The 26,070-nt window shown below is 69.3% G+C and carries 27 protein-coding genes and 1 riboswitch; of the genes, 15 read left to right on the plus strand and 12 right to left on the minus strand.

Annotated elements, in window-relative coordinates:
• Positions 1-37: 37 nt before the first annotated feature.
• The 3 genes from M2317_RS04545 (at position 38) to M2317_RS04555 (ending at position 5,066) form a co-directional block, all read left to right on the plus strand.
• The gene (locus M2317_RS04545) at positions 38-1,096 is read left to right on the plus strand and encodes an enoyl-CoA hydratase/isomerase family protein (RefSeq protein ID WP_429457750.1); all 1,059 of its coding nucleotides are present in this window, start codon (positions 38-40) and stop codon (positions 1,094-1,096) included.
• 143 nt (positions 1,097-1,239) lie between these two features.
• Positions 1,240-2,967 (plus strand): ABC transporter ATP-binding protein, encoded by a 1,728-nt coding sequence (locus M2317_RS04550; RefSeq protein ID WP_429457752.1) that lies wholly within the window; start codon positions 1,240-1,242, stop codon positions 2,965-2,967.
• The gene (locus M2317_RS04555) at positions 2,964-5,066 is read left to right on the plus strand and encodes an ABC transporter ATP-binding protein (protein ID WP_429457754.1); all 2,103 of its coding nucleotides are present in this window, start codon (positions 2,964-2,966) and stop codon (positions 5,064-5,066) included. Before M2317_RS04550 ends, M2317_RS04555 begins: the two co-directional genes overlap by 4 nt.
• A gap of 282 nt (positions 5,067-5,348) precedes the next feature.
• Here the strand turns inward: M2317_RS04555 and M2317_RS04560 are convergent, their stop codons facing one another.
• Entirely contained in the window at positions 5,349-7,064 is a 1,716-nt protein-coding gene (locus M2317_RS04560) for a D-alanyl-D-alanine carboxypeptidase (RefSeq protein ID WP_429457756.1), read from the minus strand.
• 60 nt (positions 7,065-7,124) lie between these two features.
• Positions 7,125-7,234, plus strand: a riboswitch (TPP riboswitch).
• On the opposite strand from M2317_RS04560, the gene M2317_RS04565 reads away from it, so the two are divergent.
• From M2317_RS04565 to M2317_RS04575, 3 genes are all read left to right on the plus strand, one after another.
• Positions 7,227-7,874, plus strand: coding sequence for an ECF transporter S component (locus M2317_RS04565; RefSeq protein WP_429457758.1), 648 nt, complete (start codon positions 7,227-7,229; stop codon positions 7,872-7,874). (Overlaps the previous riboswitch by 8 nt.)
• 6 nt (positions 7,875-7,880) lie before the next feature.
• The gene (locus M2317_RS04570; RefSeq protein WP_429458706.1) at positions 7,881-9,332 is read left to right on the plus strand and encodes an ABC transporter ATP-binding protein; all 1,452 of its coding nucleotides are present in this window, start codon (positions 7,881-7,883) and stop codon (positions 9,330-9,332) included.
• Entirely contained in the window at positions 9,329-10,186 is an 858-nt protein-coding gene (locus M2317_RS04575; protein WP_429457760.1) for an energy-coupling factor transporter transmembrane component T family protein, read from the plus strand. Before M2317_RS04570 ends, M2317_RS04575 begins: the two co-directional genes overlap by 4 nt.
• 1 nt (position 10,187) lies before the next feature.
• On the opposite strand, the gene M2317_RS04580 is transcribed toward M2317_RS04575, so the two are convergent.
• Both M2317_RS04580 and M2317_RS04585 read right to left on the minus strand, forming a co-directional pair.
• Positions 10,188-10,913: a phosphotransferase gene (locus M2317_RS04580; protein ID WP_429457762.1), complete on the minus strand. Its 726-nt coding sequence runs from the start codon at positions 10,911-10,913 to the stop codon at positions 10,188-10,190.
• Positions 10,910-11,269, minus strand: a complete 360-nt coding sequence (locus M2317_RS04585) for a DUF488 domain-containing protein (RefSeq protein ID WP_429457764.1) — start codon at positions 11,267-11,269, stop codon at positions 10,910-10,912. The genes M2317_RS04580 and M2317_RS04585 overlap by 4 nt, the downstream gene beginning before the upstream one ends.
• Before the next feature lie 98 nt (positions 11,270-11,367).
• Here M2317_RS04585 and M2317_RS04590 point away from each other — a divergent pair, with 98 nt between their 5' ends.
• The gene (locus M2317_RS04590) at positions 11,368-12,129 is read left to right on the plus strand and encodes an SDR family NAD(P)-dependent oxidoreductase (protein WP_429457766.1); all 762 of its coding nucleotides are present in this window, start codon (positions 11,368-11,370) and stop codon (positions 12,127-12,129) included.
• Positions 12,130-12,219: 90 nt separating this feature from the next.
• Positions 12,220-13,050 (plus strand): SDR family oxidoreductase, encoded by an 831-nt coding sequence (locus M2317_RS04595; RefSeq protein ID WP_429457768.1) that lies wholly within the window; start codon positions 12,220-12,222, stop codon positions 13,048-13,050.
• Between the two features lie 60 nt (positions 13,051-13,110).
• Here M2317_RS04595 and M2317_RS04600 read toward each other — a convergent pair whose 3' ends face one another.
• Positions 13,111-13,842, minus strand: coding sequence for a sulfite exporter TauE/SafE family protein (locus M2317_RS04600; protein ID WP_429457770.1), 732 nt, complete (start codon positions 13,840-13,842; stop codon positions 13,111-13,113).
• Positions 13,839-14,465: a TetR/AcrR family transcriptional regulator gene (locus M2317_RS04605; RefSeq protein ID WP_429457772.1), complete on the minus strand. Its 627-nt coding sequence runs from the start codon at positions 14,463-14,465 to the stop codon at positions 13,839-13,841. Before M2317_RS04605 ends, M2317_RS04600 begins: the two co-directional genes overlap by 4 nt.
• An 89-nt stretch (positions 14,466-14,554) precedes the next feature.
• Between M2317_RS04605 and M2317_RS04610 the strand changes: the two genes are divergently transcribed.
• Positions 14,555-14,827, plus strand: a complete 273-nt coding sequence (locus M2317_RS04610) for a hypothetical protein (protein WP_429457774.1) — start codon at positions 14,555-14,557, stop codon at positions 14,825-14,827.
• Between the two features lie 233 nt (positions 14,828-15,060).
• On the opposite strand, the gene M2317_RS04615 is transcribed toward M2317_RS04610, so the two are convergent.
• The gene (locus M2317_RS04615; RefSeq protein WP_429457776.1) at positions 15,061-15,507 is read right to left on the minus strand and encodes a hypothetical protein; all 447 of its coding nucleotides are present in this window, start codon (positions 15,505-15,507) and stop codon (positions 15,061-15,063) included.
• A 65-nt stretch (positions 15,508-15,572) separates the two neighbouring features.
• On the opposite strand from M2317_RS04615, the gene rlmN reads away from it, so the two are divergent.
• Complete coding sequence (rlmN, locus tag M2317_RS04620) at positions 15,573-16,847, plus strand: 23S rRNA (adenine(2503)-C(2))-methyltransferase RlmN (RefSeq protein WP_429457778.1); 1,275 nt, start codon at positions 15,573-15,575, stop codon at positions 16,845-16,847.
• A gap of 113 nt (positions 16,848-16,960) precedes the next feature.
• Here the strand turns inward: rlmN and M2317_RS04625 are convergent, their stop codons facing one another.
• Positions 16,961-17,572: an NAD(P)H-dependent oxidoreductase gene (locus tag M2317_RS04625; protein ID WP_429457779.1), complete on the minus strand. Its 612-nt coding sequence runs from the start codon at positions 17,570-17,572 to the stop codon at positions 16,961-16,963.
• Positions 17,573-17,636: 64 nt separating this feature from the next.
• On the opposite strand from M2317_RS04625, the gene M2317_RS04630 reads away from it, so the two are divergent.
• The gene (locus tag M2317_RS04630) at positions 17,637-18,206 is read left to right on the plus strand and encodes a TetR/AcrR family transcriptional regulator (protein WP_429457781.1); all 570 of its coding nucleotides are present in this window, start codon (positions 17,637-17,639) and stop codon (positions 18,204-18,206) included.
• Between the two features lie 180 nt (positions 18,207-18,386).
• Here the strand turns inward: M2317_RS04630 and M2317_RS04635 are convergent, their stop codons facing one another.
• Positions 18,387-18,737: a hypothetical protein gene (locus M2317_RS04635; protein WP_429457783.1), complete on the minus strand. Its 351-nt coding sequence runs from the start codon at positions 18,735-18,737 to the stop codon at positions 18,387-18,389.
• A 19-nt stretch (positions 18,738-18,756) separates the two neighbouring features.
• On the opposite strand from M2317_RS04635, the gene M2317_RS04640 reads away from it, so the two are divergent.
• The 3 genes from M2317_RS04640 (at position 18,757) to M2317_RS04650 (ending at position 21,705) form a co-directional block, all read left to right on the plus strand.
• Complete coding sequence (locus M2317_RS04640) at positions 18,757-20,205, plus strand: PLP-dependent aminotransferase family protein (protein WP_429457785.1); 1,449 nt, start codon at positions 18,757-18,759, stop codon at positions 20,203-20,205.
• A gap of 126 nt (positions 20,206-20,331) precedes the next feature.
• Positions 20,332-20,682, plus strand: coding sequence for a Dabb family protein (locus tag M2317_RS04645; protein WP_429457787.1), 351 nt, complete (start codon positions 20,332-20,334; stop codon positions 20,680-20,682).
• Positions 20,683-20,691: 9 nt separating this feature from the next.
• On the plus strand, positions 20,692-21,705 hold the full coding sequence (locus M2317_RS04650) for an aldo/keto reductase family protein (protein ID WP_429457788.1): 1,014 nt from the start codon (positions 20,692-20,694) through the stop codon (positions 21,703-21,705).
• 145 nt (positions 21,706-21,850) lie between these two features.
• On the opposite strand, the gene M2317_RS04655 is transcribed toward M2317_RS04650, so the two are convergent.
• From M2317_RS04655 to M2317_RS04670, 4 genes are read right to left on the minus strand one after another with little or no spacing between them, the layout of a single operon-like run.
• Positions 21,851-22,360 carry a glycine cleavage system protein R gene (locus tag M2317_RS04655; protein ID WP_429457790.1) on the minus strand — a complete coding sequence of 170 codons (510 nt, stop codon included), beginning with the start codon at positions 22,358-22,360 and terminating at the stop codon, positions 21,851-21,853.
• 16 nt (positions 22,361-22,376) lie between these two features.
• Complete coding sequence (locus tag M2317_RS04660) at positions 22,377-23,438, minus strand: PLP-dependent cysteine synthase family protein (RefSeq protein ID WP_429457792.1); 1,062 nt, start codon at positions 23,436-23,438, stop codon at positions 22,377-22,379.
• Between the two features lie 19 nt (positions 23,439-23,457).
• A complete protein-coding gene (locus M2317_RS04665) occupies positions 23,458-24,405 on the minus strand; it encodes a ribokinase (RefSeq protein WP_429457794.1) in 948 nt (315 codons plus the stop codon).
• Positions 24,402-25,085 carry a FadR/GntR family transcriptional regulator gene (locus M2317_RS04670; RefSeq protein ID WP_429457796.1) on the minus strand — a complete coding sequence of 228 codons (684 nt, stop codon included), beginning with the start codon at positions 25,083-25,085 and terminating at the stop codon, positions 24,402-24,404. The genes M2317_RS04665 and M2317_RS04670 overlap by 4 nt, the downstream gene beginning before the upstream one ends.
• 47 nt (positions 25,086-25,132) lie before the next feature.
• Here M2317_RS04670 and M2317_RS04675 point away from each other — a divergent pair, with 47 nt between their 5' ends.
• Positions 25,133-26,023, plus strand: coding sequence for an amidohydrolase family protein (locus M2317_RS04675; RefSeq protein ID WP_429457798.1), 891 nt, complete (start codon positions 25,133-25,135; stop codon positions 26,021-26,023).
• The last annotated feature ends 47 nt before the right edge of the window (positions 26,024-26,070 follow it).

Below are 26,070 nucleotides of genomic sequence, written 5' to 3' on the forward strand. Positions count from 1 at the left end.
ATCTGGGCGGAATGCACCAGCGGGTAACGTGGCACTCGTGACCGATCAGCCCGCAGCATCCCGTGTCCTCGTCTGCACCGAGGGCGCGCTCGGACGCATCACGCTCAACCGACCGGAGGCCATCAACGCCCTCGACCTCGGGATGATCCAGGACATCACTCGAGCCCTCGAGGCGTGGAAGACCGACACCGACGTGCAGATCGTCCTGCTCGACGGCGAGGGCCGCGGGCTCTGCGCAGGCGGCGACGTGCGCGCGCTGTACGACCAGATCCGAGCCGGTGAGCCGGAGCGGACCGCTGAGTTCTTCCGCGCCGAGTATGCGATGAATGCGCTGATCGCGGAGTACCCGAAACCCCTGGTCGCGTTCGCCGACGGCATCACGATGGGCGGCGGCATCGGTCTGGCCGGCCACGCGGCCATCCGGATCGTGACGGAGCGCTCGAAGCTCGCGATGCCCGAGACGCGCATCGGCTTCACCCCCGACGTCGGCGGCACCTACCTGCTGGGTCGCGCGCCCGGTCGCCTGGGCGAATACCTCGCACTCACCGGGCGCACGCTCAACGGATCGGATGCCGTGTACACCGGCCTCGCGGATCACTACGTGCCGTCCGAGAACCTGGACGCGCTGCGCGAGGCGCTCGCCTACCGGGCCGACCCGACGGGCCCGGCCGAACTCGTGCTGCTGTTCGACGAGACCCCTGAGCCGTCCTCGCTGCGTGCGGAGCGGGTCTGGATCGACGAGGTGTTCTCGGCGGGTTCGATCGGCGAGATCGTGCATCGGCTGGCCGAGAGAGCGGAGCCCGCGGCATCCGAGACCGCGGCCGTGCTCGCCGAGCTCGCACCGACGGGACTCGCCGTGACGCTGGATGCCGTGCGGGAGGCGCGCACCGGCGATCTGCGGGACGCGCTGACCGGTGAGTACCGCCGCGTGCTGTGGTTCGTGAACCATCACCCGGATCTCGTCGAAGGCATCCGCGCGCAATTGGTCGACAAGGACCGCGCCCCGCATTGGCAGCCGGCGACGATCGCGGAGCTGGATCCGGATGCCGGCGCCGAGGCCAGGGCGTACGTTCCCGCTGCGCCGTTGTTCGGCTGACCTGGACGGGATGCAGATATCCCGTCCGACCGGCGAAATCGTTCGCCCTGAGCGGATTACGCGTCCCGGCGCTGTGCAATGTCCGTGGGGCGTGGCACGCTAACTGATGGCCCACTCGGGTCCGCTGCTCAGAAGGAATCTCCATGCTCGGAAAACTCCTGTTCCGCTATCTCTCCAAATACTGGCCATTACTCGTCGGCGTTCTGGCGTTCCAGTTCGCCAGTGCATTGGCGACGCTGTACCTGCCGCGGCTGAACGCCGACATCATCGACAAGGGTGTCGCGCAGGCCGACACCGGCTACATCTGGAGCACCGGAGCGTTCATGCTCATGGTCTCGCTCGGTCAGATCACCGCGTCGATCATCGCCACCTATTTCGCGGCCCGCGCGGCCATGAGCCTCGGCCGCGACATCCGCGCCGACGTGTTCTCGCGCGTGAGCGGCTTCTCCGAGCGCGAGGTGTCGCAGTTCGGCGCCGGCTCCCTCATCACCCGCAACACCAACGACGTGCAGCAGGTCCAGATGCTGGCCATGATGGGCGCCACCATGTTCGTCATGGCGCCCATGCTCGCGATCGGCGGCATCATCATGGCCGTCCAGCAGGACGTCGGCCTGAGCTGGCTGATCGCCGTCTCCGTGCCGGTGCTGCTCATCCTCGCGGGGCTCATCATCGGCCGCATGGTGCCGCTGTTCCGGCGCAACCAGCGCAAGCTCGACAACGTCAACCGCATCATGCGCGAGCAGCTCACCGGCGTCCGCGTCGTACGCGCGTTCGTCCGTGAGGACATCGAGGAGGAGCGGTTCCGCGGCGCGAACACCGACATCATGATCCTCGGCCGCAAGATCGGTTCGCTGTTCGTGCTGCTCTTCCCGCTGTTCATGCTCATCCTGAACGTCACGGTCGTCGCCGTGATCTGGTTCGGAGGCATCGAGATCAACGAGGGCAACGTCGAGGTCGGCACGCTGTTCGCGTTCATGCAGTACATCGGTCAGATCATGGGCGGCGTCATCATGGCCAGCTTCATGGCGATCATGATCCCGCGCGCTGCGGTCTCGGCCGAGCGCGTCGGCGAAGTGCTGGATGTCCCCTCGACCCTGGAGCGCCCCGAGAACGGCGTGACGGAGTTCCCCGAGCCCGGCGCGGTGTCGTTCGAGAAGGCCGAGTTCACCTATCCCGGCGCCGAGTCTCCCGTGCTCAGCGGCATCGACTTCCGTGCGGAGCCGGGCGAGACCGTCGCCATCGTCGGATCGACCGGTGCGGGCAAGACGACCCTCATCTCGCTGATCCCGCGGCTGTTCGACGTCACCGGCGGCGCCGTGCGCGTCGGCGGCACCGATGTCCGCGAAGCGGACGTCGAGGAACTGTGGGACAGCATCGGGCTCGTCCCGCAGCGTCCCTTCCTGTTCACCGGCACCGTCGCATCCAACCTGCGCTACGGGCGCGAGGAGGCCACGGACGACGAGCTCTGGAAGGCGCTCGAGATCGCCCAGGGCCGCGATTTCGTCGAGGAGATGCCCGACGGGCTGAACTCGCGGATCGCCCAGGGCGGCACGAACGTCTCCGGCGGTCAGCGCCAGCGCCTCGCGATCGCGCGTGCGATCGTGCACCAGCCGAAGATCCTCGTGTTCGACGACTCGTTCTCGGCACTGGACCTCACGACCGATGCGCGCCTCAGACAAGCGCTGTGGCGAGAGCTGCCGGAGGTGACGAAGATCGTTGTCGCTCAGCGTGTCTCGACCATCACCGATGCGGACCGCATCGTCGTCCTCGACGGGGGCACGATGGTCGGCGTCGGGACGCATCAGGAGCTCCTGGCGTCGAACGACACCTACCGTGAGATCGTCGAGTCGCAGCTGGGGGTGGACGCATGAGCACTCCGGAACAGCTGACAGCCGACGAGCAGTACGAGGCCGAACTCGCGGAGCAGGCGCGCCAGAACTCGGGCGACTGGGATGCCGTCGCACCGGGCAAGGCCGACAACTTCGGCAAGAGCTTCGGTCGCATGATCGGACTGCTCAAGCCGTCCGCCCTGTGGTTCGTCTTCGTCTCGATCCTCGGCGCGATCGGTGTGGTCCTCACCGTCGCAGCACCCAAGGTGCTCGGCGAGGCGACCAACATCATCTACGAGGGCTTCATCTCGAAGAGCCTCGGAGACTCGGGCGTGCCGGCGGGAACCTCGCAGGAGCAGATCGTCGAGATGCTCCGCGCCCAGGGCCAGGACGACTTCGCGAACATGGTCGCGGCGTTCAGCGACTTCCAGGTCGGTGTCGGCATCGACTTCGACCGCCTGCGCTGGATCATCACCGCGGTGCTGGCGATCTACGTCGGCGCGGCGCTGCTCACCTGGATCCAGGGCTACGTGATCAACGTCATCATGGTGCGCACGATGTGGCGCCTGCGCGAGGACGTCGAGGCGAAGATCAACCGCCTGCCGCTGTCGTACTTCGACAAGGTGCAGCGCGGTGAGCTGATCTCCCGCGTCACGAACGACATCGACAACATCACCCAGACCATGCAGCAGTCGCTCTCGGGTGCGCTGACCTCGATCCTCACCGTGATCGGCGTGCTCTGGATGATGTTCACGATCTCGTGGCAGCTCGCGCTCGTCGCCCTCGTCGCCCTGCCGCTGATGGGAGTCATCTTCGGCGTCATCGGCCCGCACTCGCAGAAGGCGTTCGGTACGCAGTGGCGCAAGGTCGGTCGACTGAACGCACGCGTCGAGGAGGCCTTCTCCGGCCACGCGCTGGTCAAGGTCTTCGGCCGCGAGCAGGATGCTCTGGACAAGTTCCAGGTCGAGAACGAGGAGCTGTATCAGGCGAGCTTCAAGGCGCAGTTCCTGTCGGGCATCATCATGCCGGCCATGACCTTCGTCGGAAGCCTCACCTACGTGGGCATCGCAGTGCTCGGCGGCCTGATGGTCGCCAGCGGCCAGCTCCGTCTCGGTGACGTCCAGGCGTTCATCCAGTACTCGCAGCAGTTCACGCAGCCGCTGAGCGAGCTGGGCGGCATGGCTGCGGTCGTGCAGTCCGGCACAGCCTCCGCCGAGCGGGTGTTCGACTTCCTGGATGCCGACGAGCAGGAGGCTGACGCCGAGAACGCGCCCGAGCTCAAGGACGGCAAGGGCGTCATCGAGTTCGAGAACGTGTCGTTCTCGTACACGCCGGAGCGTCCGCTGATCAAGGATCTGTCGTTCCGGGTGGAGCCGGGGCAGACCGTCGCGATCGTCGGCCCGACCGGCGCCGGTAAGACGACGCTGGTCAACCTGATCATGCGCTTCTACGAGCTCAGCGGCGGACGCATCCTGCTCGACGGTCAGGACATCGCCGACCTCACCCGTTCGGACCTCCGCTCGCGGACCGGAATGGTGCTGCAGGACCCGTGGCTCTTCGCCGGTTCGATCCTGGAGAACATCCGGTACGGTCGTGCGACGGCGTCGGACGACGAGGTGCTCGCAGCGGCCAAGGCGACGTATGTCGACCGGTTCGTGCACGCGCTGCCGGACGGCTACGAGACGGTCCTCGACGAGGACGCGTCGAATGTGTCGGCGGGTGAGCGACAGCTCATCACGATCGCACGCGCGTTCGTCGCGCAGCCCTCGATCCTCATCCTCGATGAGGCCACGAGCGCGGTCGACACCCGCACCGAGCTGCTGCTGCAGCACGCCATGGCGGCGCTGCGACAGGGGCGGACGTCATTCGTGATCGCGCACCGTCTCTCGACGATCCGCGACGCCGACCTCATCCTCGTGATGGAGCACGGCGACATCGTCGAGAAGGGCACGCACGACGAGCTCATCGCCGCACAGGGCGCCTACTGGCGTCTGTACCAGTCCCAGTTCGAGCAGGCGGCGACCGACATCGACGCCGAAGAGGCGCTCACCTCATCGACCCCCGTGGTCGTCACGGGCGACGCCGATGAGGCCGAAGCCGCCGCTGAGACGGTAGCCGAGTCCGAGTCCGAACAGGCCTGACCCGGTTCACGGAGGACCGTCACCGACAGGTGGCGGTCCTTCGTCGTTCCCGGCAGCGCCGGCGACCCGGTGACGCCGGCGGCCCGCCGGCACTGGCGGCCCGGGAGGGGCCGCACATGGTCGCGTCCCGCGCGTCGAGCGCGTCCCGCGCGTCGAGCCGGCGATCTGCGACCTCTGGCGTGCGCGGTGGGGTGCGCTGCGGTCCGGGAGGGGGCGCGTGTGGTCGCCTGCCTCGTGCGGAGGCGGCGATGTGCGACCTTTCGCGGAGACGCCGGCCGCTCGTCAGGCGGTGATGCCGAGCAGTTCGAGGGGATGCGTGAGGCGCCACCACGGGCTCGGACCCTCGAGGTCCTCGGCGAGGACTACCGGAACCTCCACGGTGTTCACCGGGCCCGCGACCGTCATCGTCCCGACGGCGGCATCGGCATCCCTGGTCTCGCCGAGATCGAACGCGACCTCGGCCGTCGGGGCTGCCGAGTTCCAGAGCACGACGGACGCGTCGGCATCCGTCACGATGTCGGCGGAGGCGCCCCACGGCGTGCTGACCCGACCGACGACCGTGTCTGCGGTCACGGCCGGACCCTGTGCCTGCAGCTGCGCTTCGACCTGCGCATACAGGTCGCGGCTCGCCTGAAGGCGTGACTCATCGTTCTCCTGGCCGAGAACAGCGGCATAGATGCGCACCGTCGCGTCACCGACAGGGACGTCCTTGCCGCTGAGCAGGTTGTAGTCGCCGTCGAGGGACCCGGTCTTCACGCCCACGAACCCCGGTTCGGGGAGGAGGCCGTTCGAATTCGTGACGAGACCCGCTCCCGGCAGGTCGACGGACGGCGTGCCGACGATCTCGGCGAACACGGGGTTCGCCATCGCGATCGACGCCAGGGCCGTGAGGGAGGCGGGGGAAGCGACGTTGTTCTCGTTGCGTCCGGAGGGGGTGACGATCGTGATGTCGTTCAGGCCGCGCGCGGACAGCCACGCGTCGGCCGCTGCGGCGAACTCTCGGTCCGATCCCCAGATCTCCTCGGCGAGCCGGTCGATGTAGTTGTTCGCCGATCCGAGCAGGATGCCCTGGAGCATCTGGTACTCGGTCAGCACTCCGCCGACGGGCACGTCCAGGGCTGACTGGTCGTCGCGCAGGTACGTCCAGAACTCGCTCGAGTCTCCGTTGTCGAAGGCGTACTCCGGTCCCTGCTCGCCGGGCTGCAGCGGAAGGGCCTCGAGCACCATCAGAGACGAGACGACCTTGGTCACACTGGCGATGGGGGCGGACTCGGTCGTCGACGACGCCGTGCTCACACCCTCGACGCTGACGCCGGCGCTGCCGACGGCCGGCCACGTGATGGCGGCCGCCTCGGCGCCGACGGGGGCGACGGTGCTCGCCTCGATCATCGGCGGAAGCTCGTGGAGCGGCCACAGCAGGGTGGTGCCGACATACGCGACTCCGAGCGCGACCAGGGTCCCCAGCGGCACGAGGATGCCGGGCTGCAGGAATCCGCGCTGCGGGGCGCCGACCAGCAGGTCGGGGCCGTCATCTCCGTCGGATGCCGTGTCGAGCAGCGCCGCCTGAGTGGCGGCCTCGACGGCGATCGGATCCACCCAGGTCAGGGCCGTCGCGGGTGAGTTCTGATCGGCCCACGCGGCCGCCGGCTGCGGTGGCTCGTCCTGGGCGGCGAGCAGCGTGGCGAGCTCGGCATCCGGATCGGCTGCGACGGGGGCACCGGGCGCACCGGCCGCCACGGGCGGATCCGCCTCGGCATCCGGATCGACTGCGACGGGCCCCACGGTGTCGACCGGCCGGGTCGCGTCATCATCGACCGGGGCAGTTTCCTCGACCGGCGCAGGTTCCGCGGGGGCGTCGGCTGCGGATGCGGAGCGGGTCACCCGTTCCGCCTCGGCGACGACGTCGGCATCCGTCGTGACGGGAATGGCCCCGGTGCGTCGACGGTGCTCGCGGCGTGTGAGGGCAGCGCCGCCGTCGGTCTGATCATCGAGGGTCACTCGAATACGGTACCGAATCCGCATGTGACAATGCCGTATTCGCCGAGGAGTAAGATCGAGCGCACAACCCACGGGAGTCCGGCGAGCCGGGCTGAGAGGAAGCGATCCGCGCTTCGACCGTCGAACCTGATCCGGATCATGCCGGCGCAGGGAGGAGATCTGATGAGCACGTCCACGTCCGCATCCGCTTCCGAAGAGGCGAGCACCACCGCATCCGCACACCCGCTGCGGTGGCGCGTCGTCGACATCGTCGTCGCCGCCGTCCTCGGCGTCGCGATCGGTCTGCTGTTCTGGGGCTGGAACATCGTCGGGGGCGCCTGGTTCGGCGCAGCCGACGCCCTGACCCCAGGGCTGGGCGGCATCGCCGTCGGGATCTGGTTGATCGGCGGCGTGATCGGCGGTCTCGTGATCCGCAAACCCGGAGCGGCCTTCGTCGTCGAGGTCGTCGCCGCGATCGTCTCGATGCTGATCGGCAACGTCTGGGGCGTCGGCACCGTGGTGTCGGGCGTGGCACAGGGACTGGGCGCCGAGCTCGTCTTCGCGCTGTTCTTCTACCGTCGCTTCGGCATCGCGGTCGCAATGCTGGCGGGCATCGGCGCTGCGATCGGCGCGTGGGTGTGGGAGTTGTTCGGAGGGAGCTCGCCGAACATCCTCAAGTCGGTCGAGTTCAACGCGATCTACCTGACGACTCTCGTGATCTCGGGAGCCCTCCTGGCCGGTGTCGTCGGGTGGCTGCTCGTGCGGGCACTGGCCGTCACGGGCGCGCTGAATCGCTTCGCGGCGGGGCGAGAACTCGTCCGAGAGGTCTGAGTGGTCATGAACGCCCCGGTGCGCGTTCAGGCCACGGGCTGGGGATGGCGCTACGCGGGCCGGAAGCTGCCGGCCGTCAGCGACGTGTCGTTCACGATCGAGCCGGGCGAACGGGTCCTGCTGCTCGGGGCCTCAGGGGCCGGGAAGTCCACGCTCCTCGCCGGCCTCGCCGGGGTCCTCGGCGACGCCGATGAGGGCGTGCGCACCGGCTCGCTGCTGGTCGACGGAGCCGCCCCGGAGTCCGCGCGCGGACGGACAGGTCTGGTCCTGCAGGATCCGGATGCCGGCATCGTGCTGTCCAAGGTCGGCGACGACATCGCGTTCGGATGCGAGAACCTCGGCGTTCCGGCATCCGAGATCCCCGGTCGAGTCGCCGAAGCGCTCGAGGCGACCGGGCTCGATGTGCCGCTGAAGCGACCGACCAAGGCGCTGTCCGGCGGGCAGAAGCAGCGGCTCGTGCTCGCCGGCGCGCTCGCGATGCGGCCGGGTCTGCTGCTGCTGGACGAGCCGACAGCGAACCTCGACCCTGCGGGGGTGCGGGAGGTGCGGGCGAGCGTCGAGCGCGCGGTCGAAGCGACCGGTGCGACGCTCGTCGTGGTCGAGCACCGCACGCCGGTGTGGGCCGACCTCATGACCCGCGTCATCGTGCTCGCAGCCGACGGCGGGCTGCTGGCCGACGGGGCGCCGGCTCGGGTGTTCGCCGAGCACGGCGCAGCGCTCGCCGAGGCCGGAGTGTGGGTCCCGGATTCATCGATCACGCTGCCGGAACTCGACCCGGCCACGGGCCCGGCCATCCTCTCGGCGTCTGGCCTCGCGATCGCACGCGAGCCGCGCACGATCGTCCAGGCCGGGCTCGACGTCGTCGTTCCCCGCGGCACTGCGACGGTCATCTCGGGGCCCAACGGCGTCGGGAAGTCCACACTCGCGCTCACCCTCGCGGGGCTTCTGCCCGAGCGCTCCGGCGAAGTGGCCGCCGCGCAGGATCTGGCCGGTCGCTCCGGCCGCCGCCCGTTCCGGTGGTCGTCGCGCGAACTGCTGACCCGCATCGGGACGGTGTTCCAGGAACCGGAGCATCAGTTCCTCACCCAGACGCTGCGCGACGAGCTGGCTGTCGGTCCGAAGGCGCTCGGCTGGGATCGGGCGCGGACGGATGCCGTGGTCGACGGACTCCTGGAGCGACTGGGGCTCGCCCCGCTCGCACTCGCCAACCCGTTCACACTGTCGGGCGGGCAGAAGCGCCGACTGTCGGTGGCGACGGTGCTGGCGGCATCCCCCGAGGTGATCGTGCTCGACGAACCGACCTTCGGGCAGGACCGTCGCGGCTGGATCTCGCTCGTCGCACTGCTTCAGGAGGAGATCGCCCGCGGGCGGTCGATCGTCGCCGTCACCCACGACGAGGGCGTGATCCGTCATCTCGGCGGGCACCGCATCGCACTGGAGAGCCGGGTGCGCGCATGACCGCCCCGGAGAACGCGCCGGTACGGCGCGAAGGCACGGGTTCTGGCACGGAAACCGGTCGTTCGCGCCATGGAGACGGGCTCGACGCGGACGAACGGGCGGCGTGGCTCGACGGGGTCAATCCCGTGACGAAGCTGGTGCTCGCCCTCGCGCTGTCCGTGCCGCTGTTCGCGTCGATCGACGTGACGAGCGCCCTCGTGGCGATCGCACTGCAGCTGCTGTGCCTGCCGCTCACCGGGTTGACGCTCGGCACCGTGGTCAGGCGCCTGCTGCCGATCGTGATCTTCGCTCCGATCGCCGGGATCAGCATGCTGCTCTATGCCGAGCCGGCGGGCCAGATCTACTGGAGCTTCGGATTCGTCACGATCAGCGACGACTCGATCGAGCTCGCGATCGCCGTCAGCCTGCGCGTGGTGGCGCTGGGCCTGCCGACGATCCTGCTGTTCGGCCGAACCGACCCGACCGAGCTCGCCGACGCCCTCGCGCAGGTCGCCCGGCTGCCGAGCCGGTTCGTGCTCGGCATCCTGGCCGGTGCGCGGATGCTCGGCCTGTTCATCGACGACTGGCGCACGATGGGGCTCGCTCGTCGAGCGCGCGGGGTCGGCGACACGGGAGCCATCCGGAGGTTCTTCTCGATGGCCTTCGTGCTCCTGGTGTTCGCCGTGCGCCGCGGTACCAAGCTCGCGATGGCGATGGAGGCCCGTGGCTTCGGCTCCGGCATCGAGCGGACCTGGGCGCGCCCGTCTCGTCTGCACAGCAGGGATGCCGTGGCACTCGCCGGGGGACTCGCGATCATGGCGGTGTCGATCGCCGCCGCGGTGGCCGTCGGGACCTTCCGGTTCGTAGGGGCCTGAATCAGCCCGCGTTCCACAGGTCGCGGTAGTAGACCAGGCGTTCGTGGTCGGGTTCGACGCCGTACGCCTCGATGAGCAGGTCGTCGAAGCCGGGGCCGACGTTCCACTCGGTGCTCATCGACGCGACGGCGATGTCCGCCCACCGGTCTCCGGTGCCGAGCGCGGCCAGATCGACATGGGCGATCGGGTGACCGGCTTCGTCGAGCAGGGTGTTGGGCATGCAGGCATCGCCATGACACACCACGAGACGGTCGATCCCCGGCGCCTCGCGCAGGACATCGGGAAGCCGGATGCCGCGGCGCTCGGCGTTCGCGAAGCGGCTGGCAACGCTCCACTCCCACGGGCACTCCTCCACGGGAAGCGCGTCGTGCAGCATCCGAAGTCCTTCGCCGACCGCGCGCACGGCGGCGGCCGGCTCCGCGATCCAGCGCGGGTCGACGGCGCTGCGACCAGGGATCGCCGAAGTGACGAGCCACTCGTGCGCGGCATCCTGCCCCTGCTCGAGAACCTCCGGCACCGCCGCCCACTGTCGCGCCCACCGCATCCGCTCGGCCTCGTCGCGCATGTTGGCCTCGAGATCGTGCGGGCCCCATTTGATGTACCGGGCATCGTCGGTGCGGAACGTCAGGCCGCCGAGGCCGTTCTCCCATACCGGCGTGAGGGAGGCGCCGCGGGCGAGCACCCGCACGCGCTCCGGGACCGCTGTCGACGCGGACGGGATGCTCACAGCAGCTCCCGCAGCGCGTCTTCCAGGACGACCGCATGATTGTGCACCGGATCGTGCGCGGCGTAGACGAGGGTGACGACCTGGCGGGTCCGCAGCTCATCGGCGAGCGCGGCCAGGGCCGGCGCGGTCTCGTGCGCGAGTTCGGCGCGGTACCGGTCGGCGTACGCGTCCCATTCGGCGTCGGACGCGGCGTGCCATGCCTTGCGCAGATCCGGGCTCGGTGCGGTGTCCTTGGCCCAGAGATCGATCGCGGCGCGCTCCTTGGACAGACCTCGTGGCCAGAGTCGGTCGACGAGAACTCTCCACCCGTCCGAGGTTTCGGCGGTGTCGTAGGCTCGCTTGCGACGCAGGTCCATGATCCCAGCCAACACCGCACGTCGCCCAGACGCCAAGTGTGGGACTCGGAACCGCGTAAGCTGGAACTGAGTTGCACGATCGTTCGAAGGAGAACAGCATGCAGATCCAGGGATCGGGCGCCCTCATCACGGGCGGCGCTTCGGGACTCGGCCTCGCCACCGCGCGCGCCCTCGCCGCGGCCGGCGCTCATGTCACGCTGCTCGACCTGCCCGGCTCCGCCGGTGCCGCGCTCGCCGCCGAACTCGGCGGCGCGTTCGCTCCCGGAGATGTGACCAGCCCGGCGGATGCCGCGGCCGCCGTCGCCGTGGCGAACACCGAGGCGCCGCTGCGCATCGTCGTGAACTGCGCCGGCATCGCCCCGCCCGCGAAGGTGCTCGACCGCGAGGGCGACCCTGGGTCCCTGGAGGACTTCGAGCGGATCGTCCGCATCAACCTGGTCGGCACGTACAACGTGCTGTCCCAGGCATCCGCGATCATCGCGAAGACCGAACCGACTGCGACCGGCGACCGCGGCGTCATCGTCAACACCGCGAGCGTCGCCGCATTCGACGGGCAGATCGGGCAGCCCGCCTATTCAGCGTCCAAGGGCGGCGTGCATGCGATGACGCTGCCGGTGGCGCGCGAGCTCGCCCGCTACGGCATCAGGGTCTGCACCATCGCCCCGGGGATCATGGAGACCCCCATGCTGGCCGGGCTCCCGGAGGCGGCGCAGGCGTCGCTCGGCGAGCAGGTTCCGTACCCCGCACGCCTGGGCAGGCCGGACGAGTACGCCGCTCTCGTGCGGCACATCGTCGAGAACGGGTACCTGAACGGCGAGACGATCCGCCTCGACGGCGCCATCCGCATGGCCCCGAAGTAGCAACCATTCCGGTTCGAGTAACTGTGTTTGCTCGAAATGGTCCGGATTCGAGCAAACACAGCGATTCGAACGGAAGACACGGGAGTTCCCATGACCCTGGCAGGAAAGACCATCCTGATGTCGGGCGGCAGCCGCGGCATCGGCCTCGCGATCGCGCTGCGGGCCGCGCGAGACGGCGCGAACATCGCGATGCTCGCGAAGACCGACACCCCGCACCCCAAGCTCGAGGGCACGATCCACACTGCCGCCGAGCAGATCCGTGCGGCCGGCGGCAACGCGCTGCCGATCGTGGGCGATGTGCGCGAGGACGACGACATCACCGAGGCCGTGCTGAAGACGGTCGGCGAGTTCGGGGGCATCGACATCGTCCTCAACAACGCCAGCGTGATCGACCTCTCGCGTTCGCTCGATCTCGGCGCCAAGAAGTACGACCTGATGCAGGACGTCAACGTGCGCGGCACGTTCCTGCTGTCGCGCGCGGCCGTTCCGATCCTGAAGGATGCCGAGAACCCGCACATCCTCTCGCTGTCGCCGCCGCTGAACCCGACCCCGAAGTGGCTCGGGGCGCACACCGGCTACTCTCTGGCGAAGTTCGGGATGACGATGGTGACGCTCGGCCTCGCTGCCGAGTTCGCCCGCGACGGGATCGCCGCGAACACGCTCTGGCCGCGGACGACGATCGCGACGGCCGCAGTGCAGAACCTTCTCGGCGGCGACAAGGTCATGGCGGCCAGCCGGACGCCTGCGATCTACGCGGATGCCGCGTACGCGGTGCTGACCAAGCCGGCACGCGAGTACACGGGCCAGAGTCTGATCGTCGAGGACGTGCTCGAGGCGGATGGCGTGACTGACTTCTCCGGCTACGCCGCCATCCCCGGCACCCCGGACAGCGCGCTGTTCCCGGACATCTTCCTCGACTGACGGCTCCAGGGCAGCCGTCGTTCCTTCGGGTGGGAGGGTGGATGCCGTGACGCGCGGGGCTCAGACCAGCAGGTACGCGGCGCCGACGATCGTCAGGATGATGACGAGACGATCGAACAGCTGCTGCGGCATCCGCTTCGCGAGCTTCAAGCCGACGAGCGCGCCGACGACGACCAACGGCGTGAGCAGCAGGTCCATCAACAGGACCTCGGGGGTGAACAGCCCGATGCCCGCGAGGAAGGGCACCTTCACGAGGTTCACGATCGCGAAGAACCAGGCAGACGTGCCGAGGAACACCTGCACGGGCGTGCGGGTTGCGAGGAAGTACATCGACATCACCGGGCCGCCGGCGTTGGCGACCATCGTGGTGAAACCGGCCAGCGTGCCGTAGGTCATGCCGAGCAGGGGGCCGCCCACGGCCTTCGCGGCCCGACGACGGCGCCACAGCGTCACCGCGATCATCAGCAGCAGGATGACCCCGATCGCACGACGCACGATGCCGTCGTCGCCGTACGCGAGGAACAGGAATCCCAGGACCAGTCCGGCGACGACCGCCGGCGCGAGCCGCACCAGCGTCGGCCAGTGCGCGTGCCGGCGGTAGGCGATGAGCGCGAACACATCGCCCACGATGAACAGCAGGAGCATCGCGGCGGTCGAGGTGCGTGCGGGGAGCACCGCGGCGAACAGCACCACGGACACGGTCGCGCTTCCGGGGATCGCCGTCTTGCCGAGGCCGGCGACCAGTGCAGCGAGGCCGAGCAGAGACCAGGCGAGGGGAGTGAGCTCGATCATGCGTTGCGGCCTCGCGCCGCGGCATCCTCAGCCGACTCCGCGACGAGCGACTCGACCAGCGAGCGCACCGTGCGCAGCACGAATGCTCGGCGCGCGGCGATCCGCTCCGGCAGGTGGGTTCGGCCGCCGCTGTACAGCTGATCGATGGACCGGAACACCTGCCAGCCGTCGGACAGGGTCACGATCGTCAGCAGGAGCTCGGCGGCGGTCGCCTCGTCGAGCCCCGGCAGGACGACGCGCATCTGGGCGATCTTGCGGGAGTGCGCGAGAGAGCGCGCATCGAAGGCGACCGGCGTGGTGCGTTCCAGCCCCTCCCAGGCGAGCAGGCGTGGGAGCTCTGGATGGGCGAGTTGGTAGTCGAACACCGAGGCGGCGTAGTCGAGCACGGCGTCCACGCCCTCGCCGGCGATCGGAACCGCATGGATCACGGCGAGCAGGGTCGACTCGAGCGCGGCGCCGAACAGCCCCTCCTTGTCGCCGAAGTACGCGTAGATCCGCTCCTTGTTGGCGTCGGCCGCCTGGGCGATCCGATCCACGCGCGCTCCGGCAAGGCCGTTGGCGCTGAACTCGTCCACGGCGGCGGCCAGCAGTCGCCGCTTCGTCTCCTCCGGCGTATAGGGCACGGATCGATCCTATTCCAACTGTTCAGTTGCTATGAAGGATCGACTGTGGTTCACTGTAGCCAACCAGTCAGTTGGAAAGAGGGCTTCTCATGTCGGCACCCACCGCCCCCGTCTCGGTCCACGTTCGTGCCCTGATCACCTGGATCGCGATCTTCCCGCTCGTCACGATCGGCCTCTACGCGCTCGCGCCGCTCACCGAGGGTTGGCCCGTCGCGCTGCGAGCGCTCGTTCTCACGCTCGTCGTGGTGCCGCTGTCGGTGTACGTCGTCGTCCCGCAGCTGCTGCGGGCCTGGATCGCCGTGTCGGTGAAGGCTACGGCGGCGAGGGCTACGGCGGAGAGGGCTACGGCGGCGTCGGAGTAGGAGTCGGAGTCGGAGGCGGAGGCGGAGGCCGCGGACGCGAAGGCCGCAGCGGCGCAGTAGGGCTGGAGGCGGCCAGGACCCTCGCCGCAGCGTCGGCGCGGTGGTCATCTCACCGGTGGAGACGGCGTGGCGGCCTCGTCACCGTCAGCGACGGCGCGGCGGTCCCGTCACCATCGGCGCTGTCGTGGCCCTCGCGCTGTCGCGCCCGGCCGACGGCGTCCTGCTTCCGCGGATCAGCGGGATGCGGCGCCCCAGGCATCGATGCGATCCTTGGACTCCTTCAGCCCCCAGCCGGTGTGCGCGCGCAGCACCTTGATCGCCTCGATCTTGCGATCGGCGGCGACGAGCGCGTCGATCTCGGCGATCGCATCGGCGGGCAGAGTCGACGCCGCAACAGGGGTCGCGCTCGTGGCCGGAGCATGAGGCGACCAGGCGTCGATCCGGTTCTTCGCCTCCCGGAGACCGAGCCCCGGCGTGCTGTCGCGCAGCAGCTTGATGGCCTGGATCTTGTTCCCCTCAGCGACGAGGCGGTCGATCTCGGACGTGACCGCAGGGTCGGACGCGATCACGGTCGCGCCCGCCGTCGGTGTCGGCGGAACGGTCGGTCGCATCGACTTGCCGACAACCGAGAACAGGACGATGGCGCCCACGACGCCGAGTGCGATCCACAGCCATTCCACGCCGCCAGTCTACGGATGCCGCGGATCCCGCGGTCTCCCAGCCGTGACGCCGTACCCTGGAAGGTATGACCGAGACCTCCCGTGCGCCGCGCAAGACCGGCGCTGTGCGTCCCACGACGGCGCGCGCGGCATCCGGCACGCCGCAGGTGCGGCCCACGACCGAAGGCTGGACTCAGAAGAAGGATGCCGAGGGCAGGCCGCTTCTGCAGTTCGCCAGCCCGAAGCGCGGCAAGCCGCCGGTGCACCTGGCCGACCTCACCCCGGCCGAGCGTGTGGAGAAGGTGAAGGAGCTCGGCCTTCCCGGTTTCCGCGCCAAGCAGCTCTCGACCCATTACTTCAAGCACTACACCTCGGACCCTGCCGAGATGACGGACCTGCCCGCCGGCATCCGCGACGAACTCGTCACGGGTCTCCTGCCTCCGCTGATGACCGAGGTGCGCCGCCTCGAGACCGATAAGGGCGACACGATCAAGTTCCTGTGGCGTCTGCACGACGGAGCGCTCGTCGAGTCCGTCCTCATGCGCTACCCGGGCCGGATCACGCTGTGCGTGTCGAGCCAGGCCGGCTGCGGCATGAACTGCCCGTTCTGCGCCACCGGTCAGGCTGGGCTCACCCGCAACATGTCGGCCGCCGAGATCATCGAGCAGGTCGTCCGCGCCAACCGTGCGATCGCGAACGGCGAGCTGGGCGGCAAGAAGCGCGACGACCACTCGATGGAGCGCGTCAGCAACATCGTCTTCATGGGCATGGGCGAGCCCATGGCCAACTACAACCGGGTCATGCACGCGGTGCGCACCATGGTCGGTGCCCAGCCCGACGGCCTCGGCATGAGCGCGCGAGGCATCACGGTGTCAACCGTCGGCCTGGTGCCGGCGATCCGCAAGCTCGCCGCCGAGGACATCCCGGTGACCTTCGCCCTCTCGCTGCATGCGCCGGACGACGAGCTGCGCGACGAGCTCATCCCGGTGAACTCGCGCTGGAAGGTCGACGAGGCTCTGGATGCCGCACGAGAGTACTTCGACAAGACCGGCCGCCGGGTGTCGATCGAGTACGCGCTCATCAAGGACATGAACGACCACGCCTGGCGCGCCGATCTCCTCGCGGACAAGCTCAACGCCCGCGGCCGCGGCTGGGTGCACGTGAACCCGATTCCGTTGAACCCGACGCCCGGATCGATCTGGACGTCGTCGGACGTATCGGTGCAGAACGAGTTCGTGCGCCGGCTCAACGACGCCGGCATCCCGACGACTCTCCGCGACACCCGAGGCAAGGAGATCGACGGAGCCTGCGGTCAGCTCGTCGCGACCACCGAGGACGAGGCGGCGGCCGCAGCCGTCTGATCCCCGACTTCCGGCGGTCGAGTCGCCAGCCGGTCGACCGTCGTCCGGTCGCTCAGGTCGCAGAATCTGTCGTTCTGCGCGCACGCGCGCGGTTCAGGTCGCGAGTTCTGTCGCTAAGCCCGCGTCAGAACGGCAGATTCTGCGACCCGAACGGGAGCGCTGACGCGTGAATCGCGTGCACCGAGACGCTCGGCGCGGTCGAGCCAGGTCGAGATCCGCTCCGGCCCGGCATCCTTCACGCCCAGCATCCGGTGCGTGCGCACGGAACGGATGCCGCAGAGGCGGAGGGTGTTGCGGGCGACCTGCGTCTGCGCGGGCAGCCCCGTGAAGGGCGCCGCGTACCAGGGGGTGTCGGCGAGCAGCATGAGCCGGCCGCGGCGCGCATCGAGCAGGCCCTCGGGGAGGCCGAGCTTCGTGTAGCGGTACTCCTGCTGCGGGAGCAGTGCGCGGTCGAAGAACCCTTTGAGCACCGCCGGAACCGACCCCCACCAGAGCGGCGTCGCGACGACGACGGTTTCCGCTTGGTGCAGGGCGCTCTTCGCCTCGGCGAGGTCGGATTCGAGCGGCATCCGCTCCCGGTAGCCGAAGCGCAGGTGCGGATCGAAGTCCAGGTCGCGCAGAGCCAGCACCCGTGCGTCGCCATGTCCTGCGGCGTAGCGACGGGCGAGTTCGGCGGTGAGCGAGCGGGCGTCCGGGTGGCCGTCGATGATCAGCGCGGTGGTCATGAGATCTCCTATGTTGACAGTGTCCATTTGCTTGACAGTGTCAACATAAGAGACAATGTTGCTCGTGTCAACTTCTCGAACGGCCTATCATCACGGCGATCTCGCGCACGCGCTGGAAGCGGCGGCGATGAGGCTGCTCGAGGAGAAGCCCGCGCAGGAGATCAGCCTGCGCGAGGTCGCACGCTCGGCCAATGTCAGTCACAACGCGCCCTACCACCACTTCGCAGATCGGCAGGGGCTGCTCAAGGTGCTCGCCGAGCGCAGCATGGCCGACCTCGTCGCCGCTGTCCGCACGGCGATCGCCGACGCGGACTCTCCGGTGCCCGCGTTGATCGCCGGTGGTGGTGCGTACATCCGGTACGCGGTGCAGAACCCGAACGGGTTCGATGTCATCTACGACCCGACGGTGTGCGTGCCCGGCCATCCGAGCGCGACGATGGCGCCGCTGATCACCGAGCTCGAGGACGCACTGGGGGCGGCCGCCGTCGCCGCCGGACTCGAGAACGAGACGGATGCGGTGGCGCTGTGGGGCCTGATCCACGGTCTCGGCACGCTGTGCGCGGCCGGCCACTTCGCTCTCGACTCGGCGCTCGCGGCGGGGGAGTCGGCCATCAGGCGGATGCTTTCGGTGTGATCCGGCCGCGGTCATCCGCTCGGGGTGCTCGGCCGTGCGGATCGTAGCGCGCGTGCTCGCGCCGATCCCGATCGCAGCTTGCTACCCGCGCGCCCGCGCACCCCCGCGCCCGCGCCCCCGCGCCCCTGCGCCCGCGCACCCCCCGCGCCCGCGCGCCCATTCAGGTCGCGAATTCTGCCGCTAAGACCGCGTCGGAACGGCAGATTCTGCGACCCGAGTACGCTCGCGCAGCACCTCGGACACGGTCCGGGCCCGCAGCGCCGGATGCCGCGACACATGCAGTGCGATCGATCGCACCAGGCTGATGACCGCGGGCTCACGCGTCAACCGGGCACCGGAGAGCGATGCGTCCAGGTCGAGCGTCCACCGGGAGCCGGTCAGCGACTCCTCGATGGCACGCAGCGGTGCGCGCACGGTGGAGTCGCTCAGGCGAGTGTCATCGGCGGCGAACCATTCCAGGAGCGCCTCGATGGTCCAATCGCTCGCAATTGGCTCTTTGAATGGCGAATCGGTCGGCATCGGGTGGATCATTGGACCAGAATTCATGAATATGAGTCGTGATGACAGTGCCAATCAGCGCCTGGTGGACCACCGGACGGCCATCGTCGATTCGACAGCCCTCGCCGCCCGTCTCGGACGATGGGCGCAAGGCGACGGCACGCTGTCGGGCAGATTGGCGCACGGCATCCGGGCCTTGGTCGAAACGGGGGAGCTGCGCCCCGGCGACCGGCTCCCGGCGGAACGCACCCTGGCGGCCGCGATCGCGGTGTCGCGAGGCACCGTCGTCGCCGCCTACGCCGATCTGACCGAGCGCGGCGCGGTCGAGCGGCGCCAGGGCAGCGGAACCCGCATCGCCGGATCACCGGTCTCCCAACCCGGGAGAGCCGGTCGGGGAGAGGCGCTGTTCTCGTCCCTGCCGAACGCGATCGACCTGCTGCGGTCGGTGCCGCTGATTCCGCCGACGGCGGTCGAGCTCATCCGCAATCACAAGCCGCGACTCGATCTCGCGCTGCTTCCGGAGACGGATCCGGCGGGTCTGCCGATGCTTCGCGAGCAGATCGCCGGGATGCTCGTCGCCGGCGGCACCCCGACCACTCCGGAGCAGATCCTCGTCACGCATGGCGCGCAGCAGGCGATCAGTCTCGTCGTCAACGCGCTGGTCGGCCCCGGCGATGTCGTGCTGGCCGAGGAGGTGACCTGGCCCGGTGTGACCGACTCGGTCACGCTGCGCGGTGGCAGTGTCCAGGGCATCCCGATGGGTCCGGACGGTCTCGACCCCGCCGCTCTCGAGGTCGCGATGGCGCGTCTGCGCCCAGCCCTGGTGGCACTGAACCCGCACCATCACAACCCCACCGGCACGCGCCTGCCCGCACAGGCCCGTCGGCGCGTCGCAGACCTCGCAGCGCAGTACGGCGTGCCGATCGTCGAGGACCGGGTGCTCGCCGATGTCTCGTTCGACGGCGTCGTTCCGCCGACGCTCGCGGCGGAGCGGCCGGACGCACCGGTGATCGTGGTCGAATCGGTGTCGAAGTGGGCGTGGGCAGGGCTGCGGATCGGGTGGCTGCGCGCGGACCCTGTGCTCGTGCGTCGGCTGCGCGGAGCGCGACAGCTCGCCGACCAGTCGTCGAGTGTTCCGGCTCAGCTGCTCGCGAGCGACCTGCTGGCACATGCAGCCGAACTGAAGCGCGAGGTCTCCCACGCCCACGGGGATCGCCTCGATCTCCTGCTGCGGCTGTTGGCCGAGCACCTGCCCGAGTGGACGTTCCAGACGCCGCGCGGAGGGCTGTCGCTGTGGGCGCAGATCCCGGCGGGGTCTGCGGATGCGTTCGCTCGGGTCGCCGCCGTCCACGGCGTCTCGGTCGCGGGCAGCGCCGAGTTCGCGGCATCCACATCTCCGGACGACCACATCCGGATCCCCTTCACCGCACCCGACGACGTCCTGACCGAGGGCGTGCGCCGTCTCGGCGAAGCCTGGCGGGAGTACCGCGCCGGGCTCTGACGGCGGTAGGGCAGTCGGTCCGGGACGCGATGCTGTCGAGAACGGGATGCTCGCGGGCGGAGAGGATTCCCGGTGCAACATGTCCCGGAGCGGCCCGCGTCCGGCACACGATGCCAGGATGATCTCATGCCCCGTCTCCAGCACACCGTCACGTTCCGCCTGAACCACCCGACGGGTTCCGCCGCCGAGACGGCCTTCCTCCGCGATGCGCACACCGCTCTGACATCCATCCCGGGCGTCGAGGACTTCCGCATCCACGCGCAGGTCGGCTCGAAGAGCGACCTGACATTCCAGTTCTCGATGTTCTTCGCCGATGAGGGCGCGTACACGGCGTACGACACCCATCCGACGCATGTGGCGTTCGTCGCCGAGCGATGGGTGCCGGAGGTCGCGGAGTTCCAGGAGTTCGATTACGTCGCGATGGTCGACATGACGAATCTGCCCGAATCGAATCCGCAGGGCGCTGGCCGCCGCTAGCGTTGACGCATGGTCAAATATCGTTTTCTGGGCAACAGCGGTCTGAAGGTCTCCGAGATCACCTACGGCAACTGGGTGACGCACGCATCGCAGGTCGGCGACGACGCTGCGGTCAAGACGGTGCACGCCGCTCTGGATGCCGGAATCACCACGTTCGACACGGCCGACACGTACGCCAACACGGCCGCCGAGGTCGTGCTCGGAAAGGCGCTTCAGGGGCAGCGTCGCGCGAGCCTCGAGATCTTCACCAAGGTCTACTTCCCGACCGGCCCCAAGGGGCCGAACGACACCGGTCTGAGCCGCAAGCACATCTTCGAGTCGATCAACGGCTCGCTCGAGCGCCTCGGCACCGACTACGTCGACCTCTACCAGGCCCACCGCTACGACTACGAGACGCCGCTGGAGGAGACGTTCCAGGCGTTCGCCGACGTCGTGCGGCAGGGCAAGGCGCTGTACATCGGCGTCTCGGAGTGGACGGCTGAGCAGCTGCGCGACGGGCACGCACTCGCCAAGCAGCTCGGCATCCAGCTCATCTCGAACCAGCCGCAGTACTCGATGCTGCACCGTGTGATCGAGGGGAAGGTCGTCCCGGCATCCGAAGAGCTGGGCATCTCGCAGATCGTCTGGTCGCCGATGGCGCAGGGTGTGCTCAGCGGCAAGTACCTGCCGGGGCAGCCGGTGCCGGAGGGCTCCCGCGCGACGGATGAGAAGAGCGGCGCCGGATTCATCAAGCGATTCATGAACGACGACACGCTGTCGGCGGTCCAGCGCCTCAAGCCGATCGCGGAGCAGGCCGGGCTCACCATGCCGCAGCTCGCGATCGCCTGGGTGCTGCAGAACAAGAACGTCGCAGCGGCGCTGGTCGGGGCATCCCGCCCGGAGCAGCTGGCCGACACCGTCAAGGCCTCCGGCGTGACGCTGGATGCCGACACGCTCGCCGCGATCGACACCGCGCTGGGCGACGTCGTCTTCTCGGATGCCGAGGACACCTACGGCGTCTCGCCGAAGGCCCGCCTGGTCTGACGCTCGCGCAGGTCGCGCATTCCTCGCGTTCGCGAGACCTCTCGGCAATGGCGAAGCCCCGTCGTGAATACGACGGGGCTTCGCCATCAGGGAGAGGTCTGGGCGGGCGGTGTTCGGCGGTCGGCAGGATGCCGGACCCGGGCGGCTACGTCAGAGTGATGTCGACCTGGAGCTCGGTCGTCAGACGCTCGAGGTCCGCGCGCAGTGCGTCCAGATCCACCGACTCCGGCACTTCGGCGACGACGGATGCCTCGAACAGGCGCCCTCCGGCCATGGCGGCATCCCGGGTCTCGGTCGTCATCGTGTCGATGCTGAGTTCGTGCGTCCGCAGCACGGCCGAGACCTCCCGGACGATCCCCGGACGATCGTTGCCGAGGATCTGAAGGGTGATCGGCCGAGCGGGCGCGTCGCCCGCGGCATCCGAACCGGCGTGCACCGTGACCGTCAGCAGGCCGTCCAGCTCGCGCAGCGCGGCCGTCAGATCTGCACGGCTGCCATCGGGCACGGATACCTGGATCACGCCCGCGAACGCGCCTGCCAGTTCGGCGAGCTGGCTGTTCTCCCAGTTGCCGCCGTGCTCGTCGACGATATCGGCGACGGCCGCGACGAGCCCAGGACGATCCGAACCGACGACGGTGAGGATGAGCGTTGTCATGGCAGAAGCGTAGCCCTCACGCGTCCCAGACGCCGGTCGAGAGGAACCGATCCATCTGCGCGCGGTGCGGTGCGAGATCCCAGCCCTGGGCTGCGACCCAGTCGTCCGAATAGTACGTGCCGGCGTAGCGGGCGCCGCCGTCGCAGATCAGGGTGACGACGCTGCCGGTCTCGCCTGCCGCGCGCATGCGCGCGATCAGTCGGAAGGCGCCGACGAGGTTGGTGCCTGTCGAGCCGCCCGCCCAGTGCATCGTCCGCTCCTGCAGCAGCCGGATCGCCGCGATGGAGGCGGCATCCGGAATCTGCAGCATCTCGTCGATCACGCCGGGGACGAACGACGGCTCGACACGTGGGCGCCCGATGCCCTCGATGCGACTCGGCCGCCCGGTCGTGTGGTCGGACGCGCCGGTGCTCCAGCCGCCGTAGAAGGCGGAGCCCTCCGGGTCGACGACGGCGACCTTCGTGTCGTGCCGCCGATAGCGGACGTACCGGCCGAAGGTCGCGCTGGTGCCGCCGGTGCCGGCGCCCACGACGATCCAGGACGGGATCGGATGCCGCTCGCGCTCCATCTGGCTGAACACGCTCTCGGCGATGTTGTTGTTCCCGCGCCAGTCCGTCGCCCGCTCGGCATAGCTGAACTGGTCGAGGTAGTGCCCGCCGCATTCGGCGGCGAGGCGCTCGGCCTCGGGGTACATGTCGGGGGCTCGGTCGACGTAGTGGCAGCGCCCGCCGTAGAACTCGATGAGCTCGATCTTCTCCGGACTCGTCGAGCGGGGGACCACCGTGACGAAGTCGAGCCCCAGCATCCGGGCGAAGTACGCCTCGGAGACGGCCGTCGATCCACTGGATGCCTCGACCAGCGTCGTTCCCTCATGGATGCGGCCGTTGACGAGCCCGTAGAGGATCAGCGAGCGCGCGAGGCGGTGCTTGAGCGAACCGGTCGGGTGCACCGATTCGTCCTTGAGGTAGAGGTCGATGCCCCACTCGACGGGCAGCGGGAACACATGCAGGTGCGTGTCGGCGCTGCGGTTCGCATCGGCATCCAGCAGGGTGATCGCTGTGCTGGTCCAGGAGGTCATGGGATCGAGCGTAACCGGGTCAGCCCACGCGCGAGGCGAGCAGGGCATCGACCTCGGCGCGGTGCGGGATGCTCTGCGACGCGCCCTGCCGGGTGACGGTGAGGGCGCCGGCCACCGCGGCCAGACGCACCGCTTCCGCAAGGGTGGCACCGTTCGCGAGCGCGGCGCCGAGATATCCGGCGTAGGCGTCGCCGGCCGCCGTCGTGTCGACGGCCTCGACCGGCAGCGCAGGGCCGAAGAACGCCCCGTTGGAGGTGACGACGACGGATCCCTGCCCGGCGAGCGTGATGACCGCAGCGCCGACCCCGTGTGCGAGGAACCATCGACCGGCGCGTTCGGCGGAGGCGGCATCCGTGACCTCGATGCCGGTGATCAGCGATGCCTCGGTCTCGTTCGGCGTGACGATGTCGACGTTCTGCCACACGGCCGCGGGGAGGTCGGCGGCCGGAGCCGGATCGAGGATCACGATGTAGCCGAGCTCGTGCCCTCGCGCGGCGATGTGCGCGGTGAGCGCGATCGGTGTCTCCAGCTGCGTCAGGAGCACGGATGCCGTCGATGCGAGGTCCTCGAGGGCGGCGTCGATCTGCTCCGCGCTCAGCTGAGCGTTCGCGAGCGGCACCACCACGATGTCGTTCTGCGCCGAGGCGTCGACGCGGATGTGCGCGACACCGGTGGGGCCGTCGACGGTGCGCAGGTGCGTCAGGTCGACGCCGGCGTCGCTGAGGCCGTCGACGACGAGATCGTGGAAGAGGTCGTCGCCGACGCATCCGACGAAGTTCGTCGTGGTGCCGGCGCGGCCTGCGGCCACCGCCTGGTTGGCGCCCTTGCCGCCGAGGAGGAGCGTGAACTCCTCACCGAGAACGGTCTCGCCTCTGGCCGGCAGGCGCGGTGAGAACGTGGTCACATCCGCCGACACGCTGCCGATGACGACGACGCCGGAACGCGCGGCGGGGGATGCGGGGGTCATGATGCTCCTGTGATGGCCTGGCGCAGCCACTGCTCGATGCCGGCGATGTGCGCGGTGGCGAGCGACGTCGCGAGATTCGGATCGTGCCGGGCGATGGCGTCGGCGATCGCCCGGTGCTCGGAGAGCGTGCGCTCGACGGCGCCCTGCTCGGTGAGACCGCGCCACACCCGCGCCCGCACGGTCTGACTGCTGAGGTGCTCGATGAGGCTGGCGAGATACGCGTTGCCGGCCATCCGCACGATGTCCCGATGGAACCGCATGTCGTGCGCGACGAGATCGTCGATCGAGACATCCGCATCGACGCTGTCGAGTTCGTCGTGCAGGGCGCGCACGTGCTCGTCGTCGCCGAGGGTCGCGGCGAGCCCGGTCGCCTGGGACTCCAGCATCCGTCTGACCGCGAAGATCTGCAGCATGGAGTCGTCGTCGTGCATGTCGACGACGAACGAGATGGCTTCGAGCAGCAGATCGGGCTCGAGGCTCGTCACGTACGTGCCGTCGCCGCGGCGCACGTCGAGCACGCGGATGACCTCGAGAGCCTTGACGGCCTCGCGCATCGAGTTGCGCGACAGGCCGAGGCGCTCGGCGAGCTCCTTCTCGGGGGGAAGGCGGTCTCCGGGGCCGAGTTCGCCGGAGACGATCATCGCCTTGATCTTCTCGATCGCCTCGTCCGTGACTGCCATGGGGTCATCCTCGCACATTGGTCGGATGTCTGCGGCAGGATGGATGCATGCGCGTCCTCGACTCCCACCTGCACCTGTGGGACCCGTCCCAACTCGACTATCCGTGGCTCGAGGGTCCCCTGCTCGCGGGGTTCGGTCCGGAGGAACTGCTCGCCGCTCGAGGAGAGGATGCCGTCGAACACGCCGCCGTGTTCGTCCAGGCCGCTTGCATCGACGAGCAGTTCCTGGACGAGGTCGCGTGGGTCGCATCGATTGCCGATCGCGTCGGCGTGCGCGGCATCGTCGCCGGCGCGCGCCTGGACCGGGGTGAGCAGACCCGGCGATACCTCGGCGGACTGGCCGGTCGTCCTCTCGTGGTCGGAGTGCGCCACCTGCTGCAGGGCGAACCCGTCGGCTTCGCGCGAACAGAGGCTTTCCGGGCCGGGGCGCGTGAGCTGGTCAGGCACGGGCTCACCTTCGACGCCTGCGTGCGCGGGGCGGCGCAGCTGCAGGACGTCGTCGCCCTGGCGGATGCCGAGCCCGAACTGCGCATCGTGCTCGACCACCTCGGCAAGCCGGACATCGGCACGACATCCGCGCCCGTCGCTCCGGAGGGCGACTGGATCGACGCGATCTCCGAGCTGGCGACCCATCCGCAGGTGGCGTGCAAGCTCTCCGGACTGCCGGCGGAAGCCGGCGGGTCGTGGAGTGCCGTGCAGGTCGAACCGTTCCTGGACGTCGTCGCGACCGCGTTCGGCCCGGACCGGATCATGATCGGCAGCGACTGGCCAGTCTCCGCTGTCACGCCCGAAGGGTGGTCAGGCGGCGAAGGGCCCGCGGTGGATGCCGCAGCGATCCCGACCTGGACGAGCACGGTCGCCCGATGGGCGGACGCGCGCGGGTTCGACGTCGATGCAGTGCTCTGGCGCAACGCCGCGCGCTTCTACGGTCTGGGCTGATCCTGCGCCGCTCGGCGACAGAGAGGTCGCGCGTGGTCGCCTCGACC

Source organism: Microbacterium sp. ZKA21, from assembly GCF_050434165.1.
GTDB lineage: Bacteria > Actinomycetota > Actinomycetes > Actinomycetales > Microbacteriaceae > Microbacterium.

Bases quoted from the DNA above. Each gene is read 5' to 3' on its own strand.
- M2317_RS04550 (WP_429457752.1), top strand. From the start codon at position 1,240: ATGCTCGGAAAACTCCTGTTCCGCTATCTCTCCAAATACTGGCCATTA.
- M2317_RS04555 (WP_429457754.1), top strand. From the start codon at position 2,964: ATGAGCACTCCGGAACAGCTGACAGCCGACGAGCAGTACGAGGCCGAA.
- M2317_RS04565 (WP_429457758.1), top strand. From the start codon at position 7,227: ATGAGCACGTCCACGTCCGCATCCGCTTCCGAAGAGGCGAGCACCACC.
- M2317_RS04570 (WP_429458706.1), top strand. From the start codon at position 7,881: ATGAACGCCCCGGTGCGCGTTCAGGCCACGGGCTGGGGATGGCGCTAC.
- M2317_RS04575 (WP_429457760.1), top strand. From the start codon at position 9,329: ATGACCGCCCCGGAGAACGCGCCGGTACGGCGCGAAGGCACGGGTTCT.
- M2317_RS04585 (WP_429457764.1), bottom strand. From the start codon at position 11,269: ATGGACCTGCGTCGCAAGCGAGCCTACGACACCGCCGAAACCTCGGAC.
- M2317_RS04590 (WP_429457766.1), top strand. From the start codon at position 11,368: ATGCAGATCCAGGGATCGGGCGCCCTCATCACGGGCGGCGCTTCGGGA.
- M2317_RS04595 (WP_429457768.1), top strand. From the start codon at position 12,220: ATGACCCTGGCAGGAAAGACCATCCTGATGTCGGGCGGCAGCCGCGGC.
- M2317_RS04600 (WP_429457770.1), bottom strand. From the start codon at position 13,842: ATGATCGAGCTCACTCCCCTCGCCTGGTCTCTGCTCGGCCTCGCTGCA.
- M2317_RS04610 (WP_429457774.1), top strand. From the start codon at position 14,555: ATGTCGGCACCCACCGCCCCCGTCTCGGTCCACGTTCGTGCCCTGATC.
- rlmN (WP_429457778.1), top strand. From the start codon at position 15,573: ATGACCGAGACCTCCCGTGCGCCGCGCAAGACCGGCGCTGTGCGTCCC.
- M2317_RS04625 (WP_429457779.1), bottom strand. From the start codon at position 17,572: ATGACCACCGCGCTGATCATCGACGGCCACCCGGACGCCCGCTCGCTC.
- M2317_RS04635 (WP_429457783.1), bottom strand. From the start codon at position 18,737: ATGATCCACCCGATGCCGACCGATTCGCCATTCAAAGAGCCAATTGCG.
- M2317_RS04640 (WP_429457785.1), top strand. From the start codon at position 18,757: ATGAGTCGTGATGACAGTGCCAATCAGCGCCTGGTGGACCACCGGACG.
- M2317_RS04645 (WP_429457787.1), top strand. From the start codon at position 20,332: ATGCCCCGTCTCCAGCACACCGTCACGTTCCGCCTGAACCACCCGACG.
- M2317_RS04650 (WP_429457788.1), top strand. From the start codon at position 20,692: ATGGTCAAATATCGTTTTCTGGGCAACAGCGGTCTGAAGGTCTCCGAG.
- M2317_RS04655 (WP_429457790.1), bottom strand. From the start codon at position 22,360: ATGACAACGCTCATCCTCACCGTCGTCGGTTCGGATCGTCCTGGGCTC.
- M2317_RS04660 (WP_429457792.1), bottom strand. From the start codon at position 23,438: ATGACCTCCTGGACCAGCACAGCGATCACCCTGCTGGATGCCGATGCG.
- M2317_RS04665 (WP_429457794.1), bottom strand. From the start codon at position 24,405: ATGACCCCCGCATCCCCCGCCGCGCGTTCCGGCGTCGTCGTCATCGGC.
- M2317_RS04670 (WP_429457796.1), bottom strand. From the start codon at position 25,085: ATGGCAGTCACGGACGAGGCGATCGAGAAGATCAAGGCGATGATCGTC.
- M2317_RS04675 (WP_429457798.1), top strand. From the start codon at position 25,133: ATGCGCGTCCTCGACTCCCACCTGCACCTGTGGGACCCGTCCCAACTC.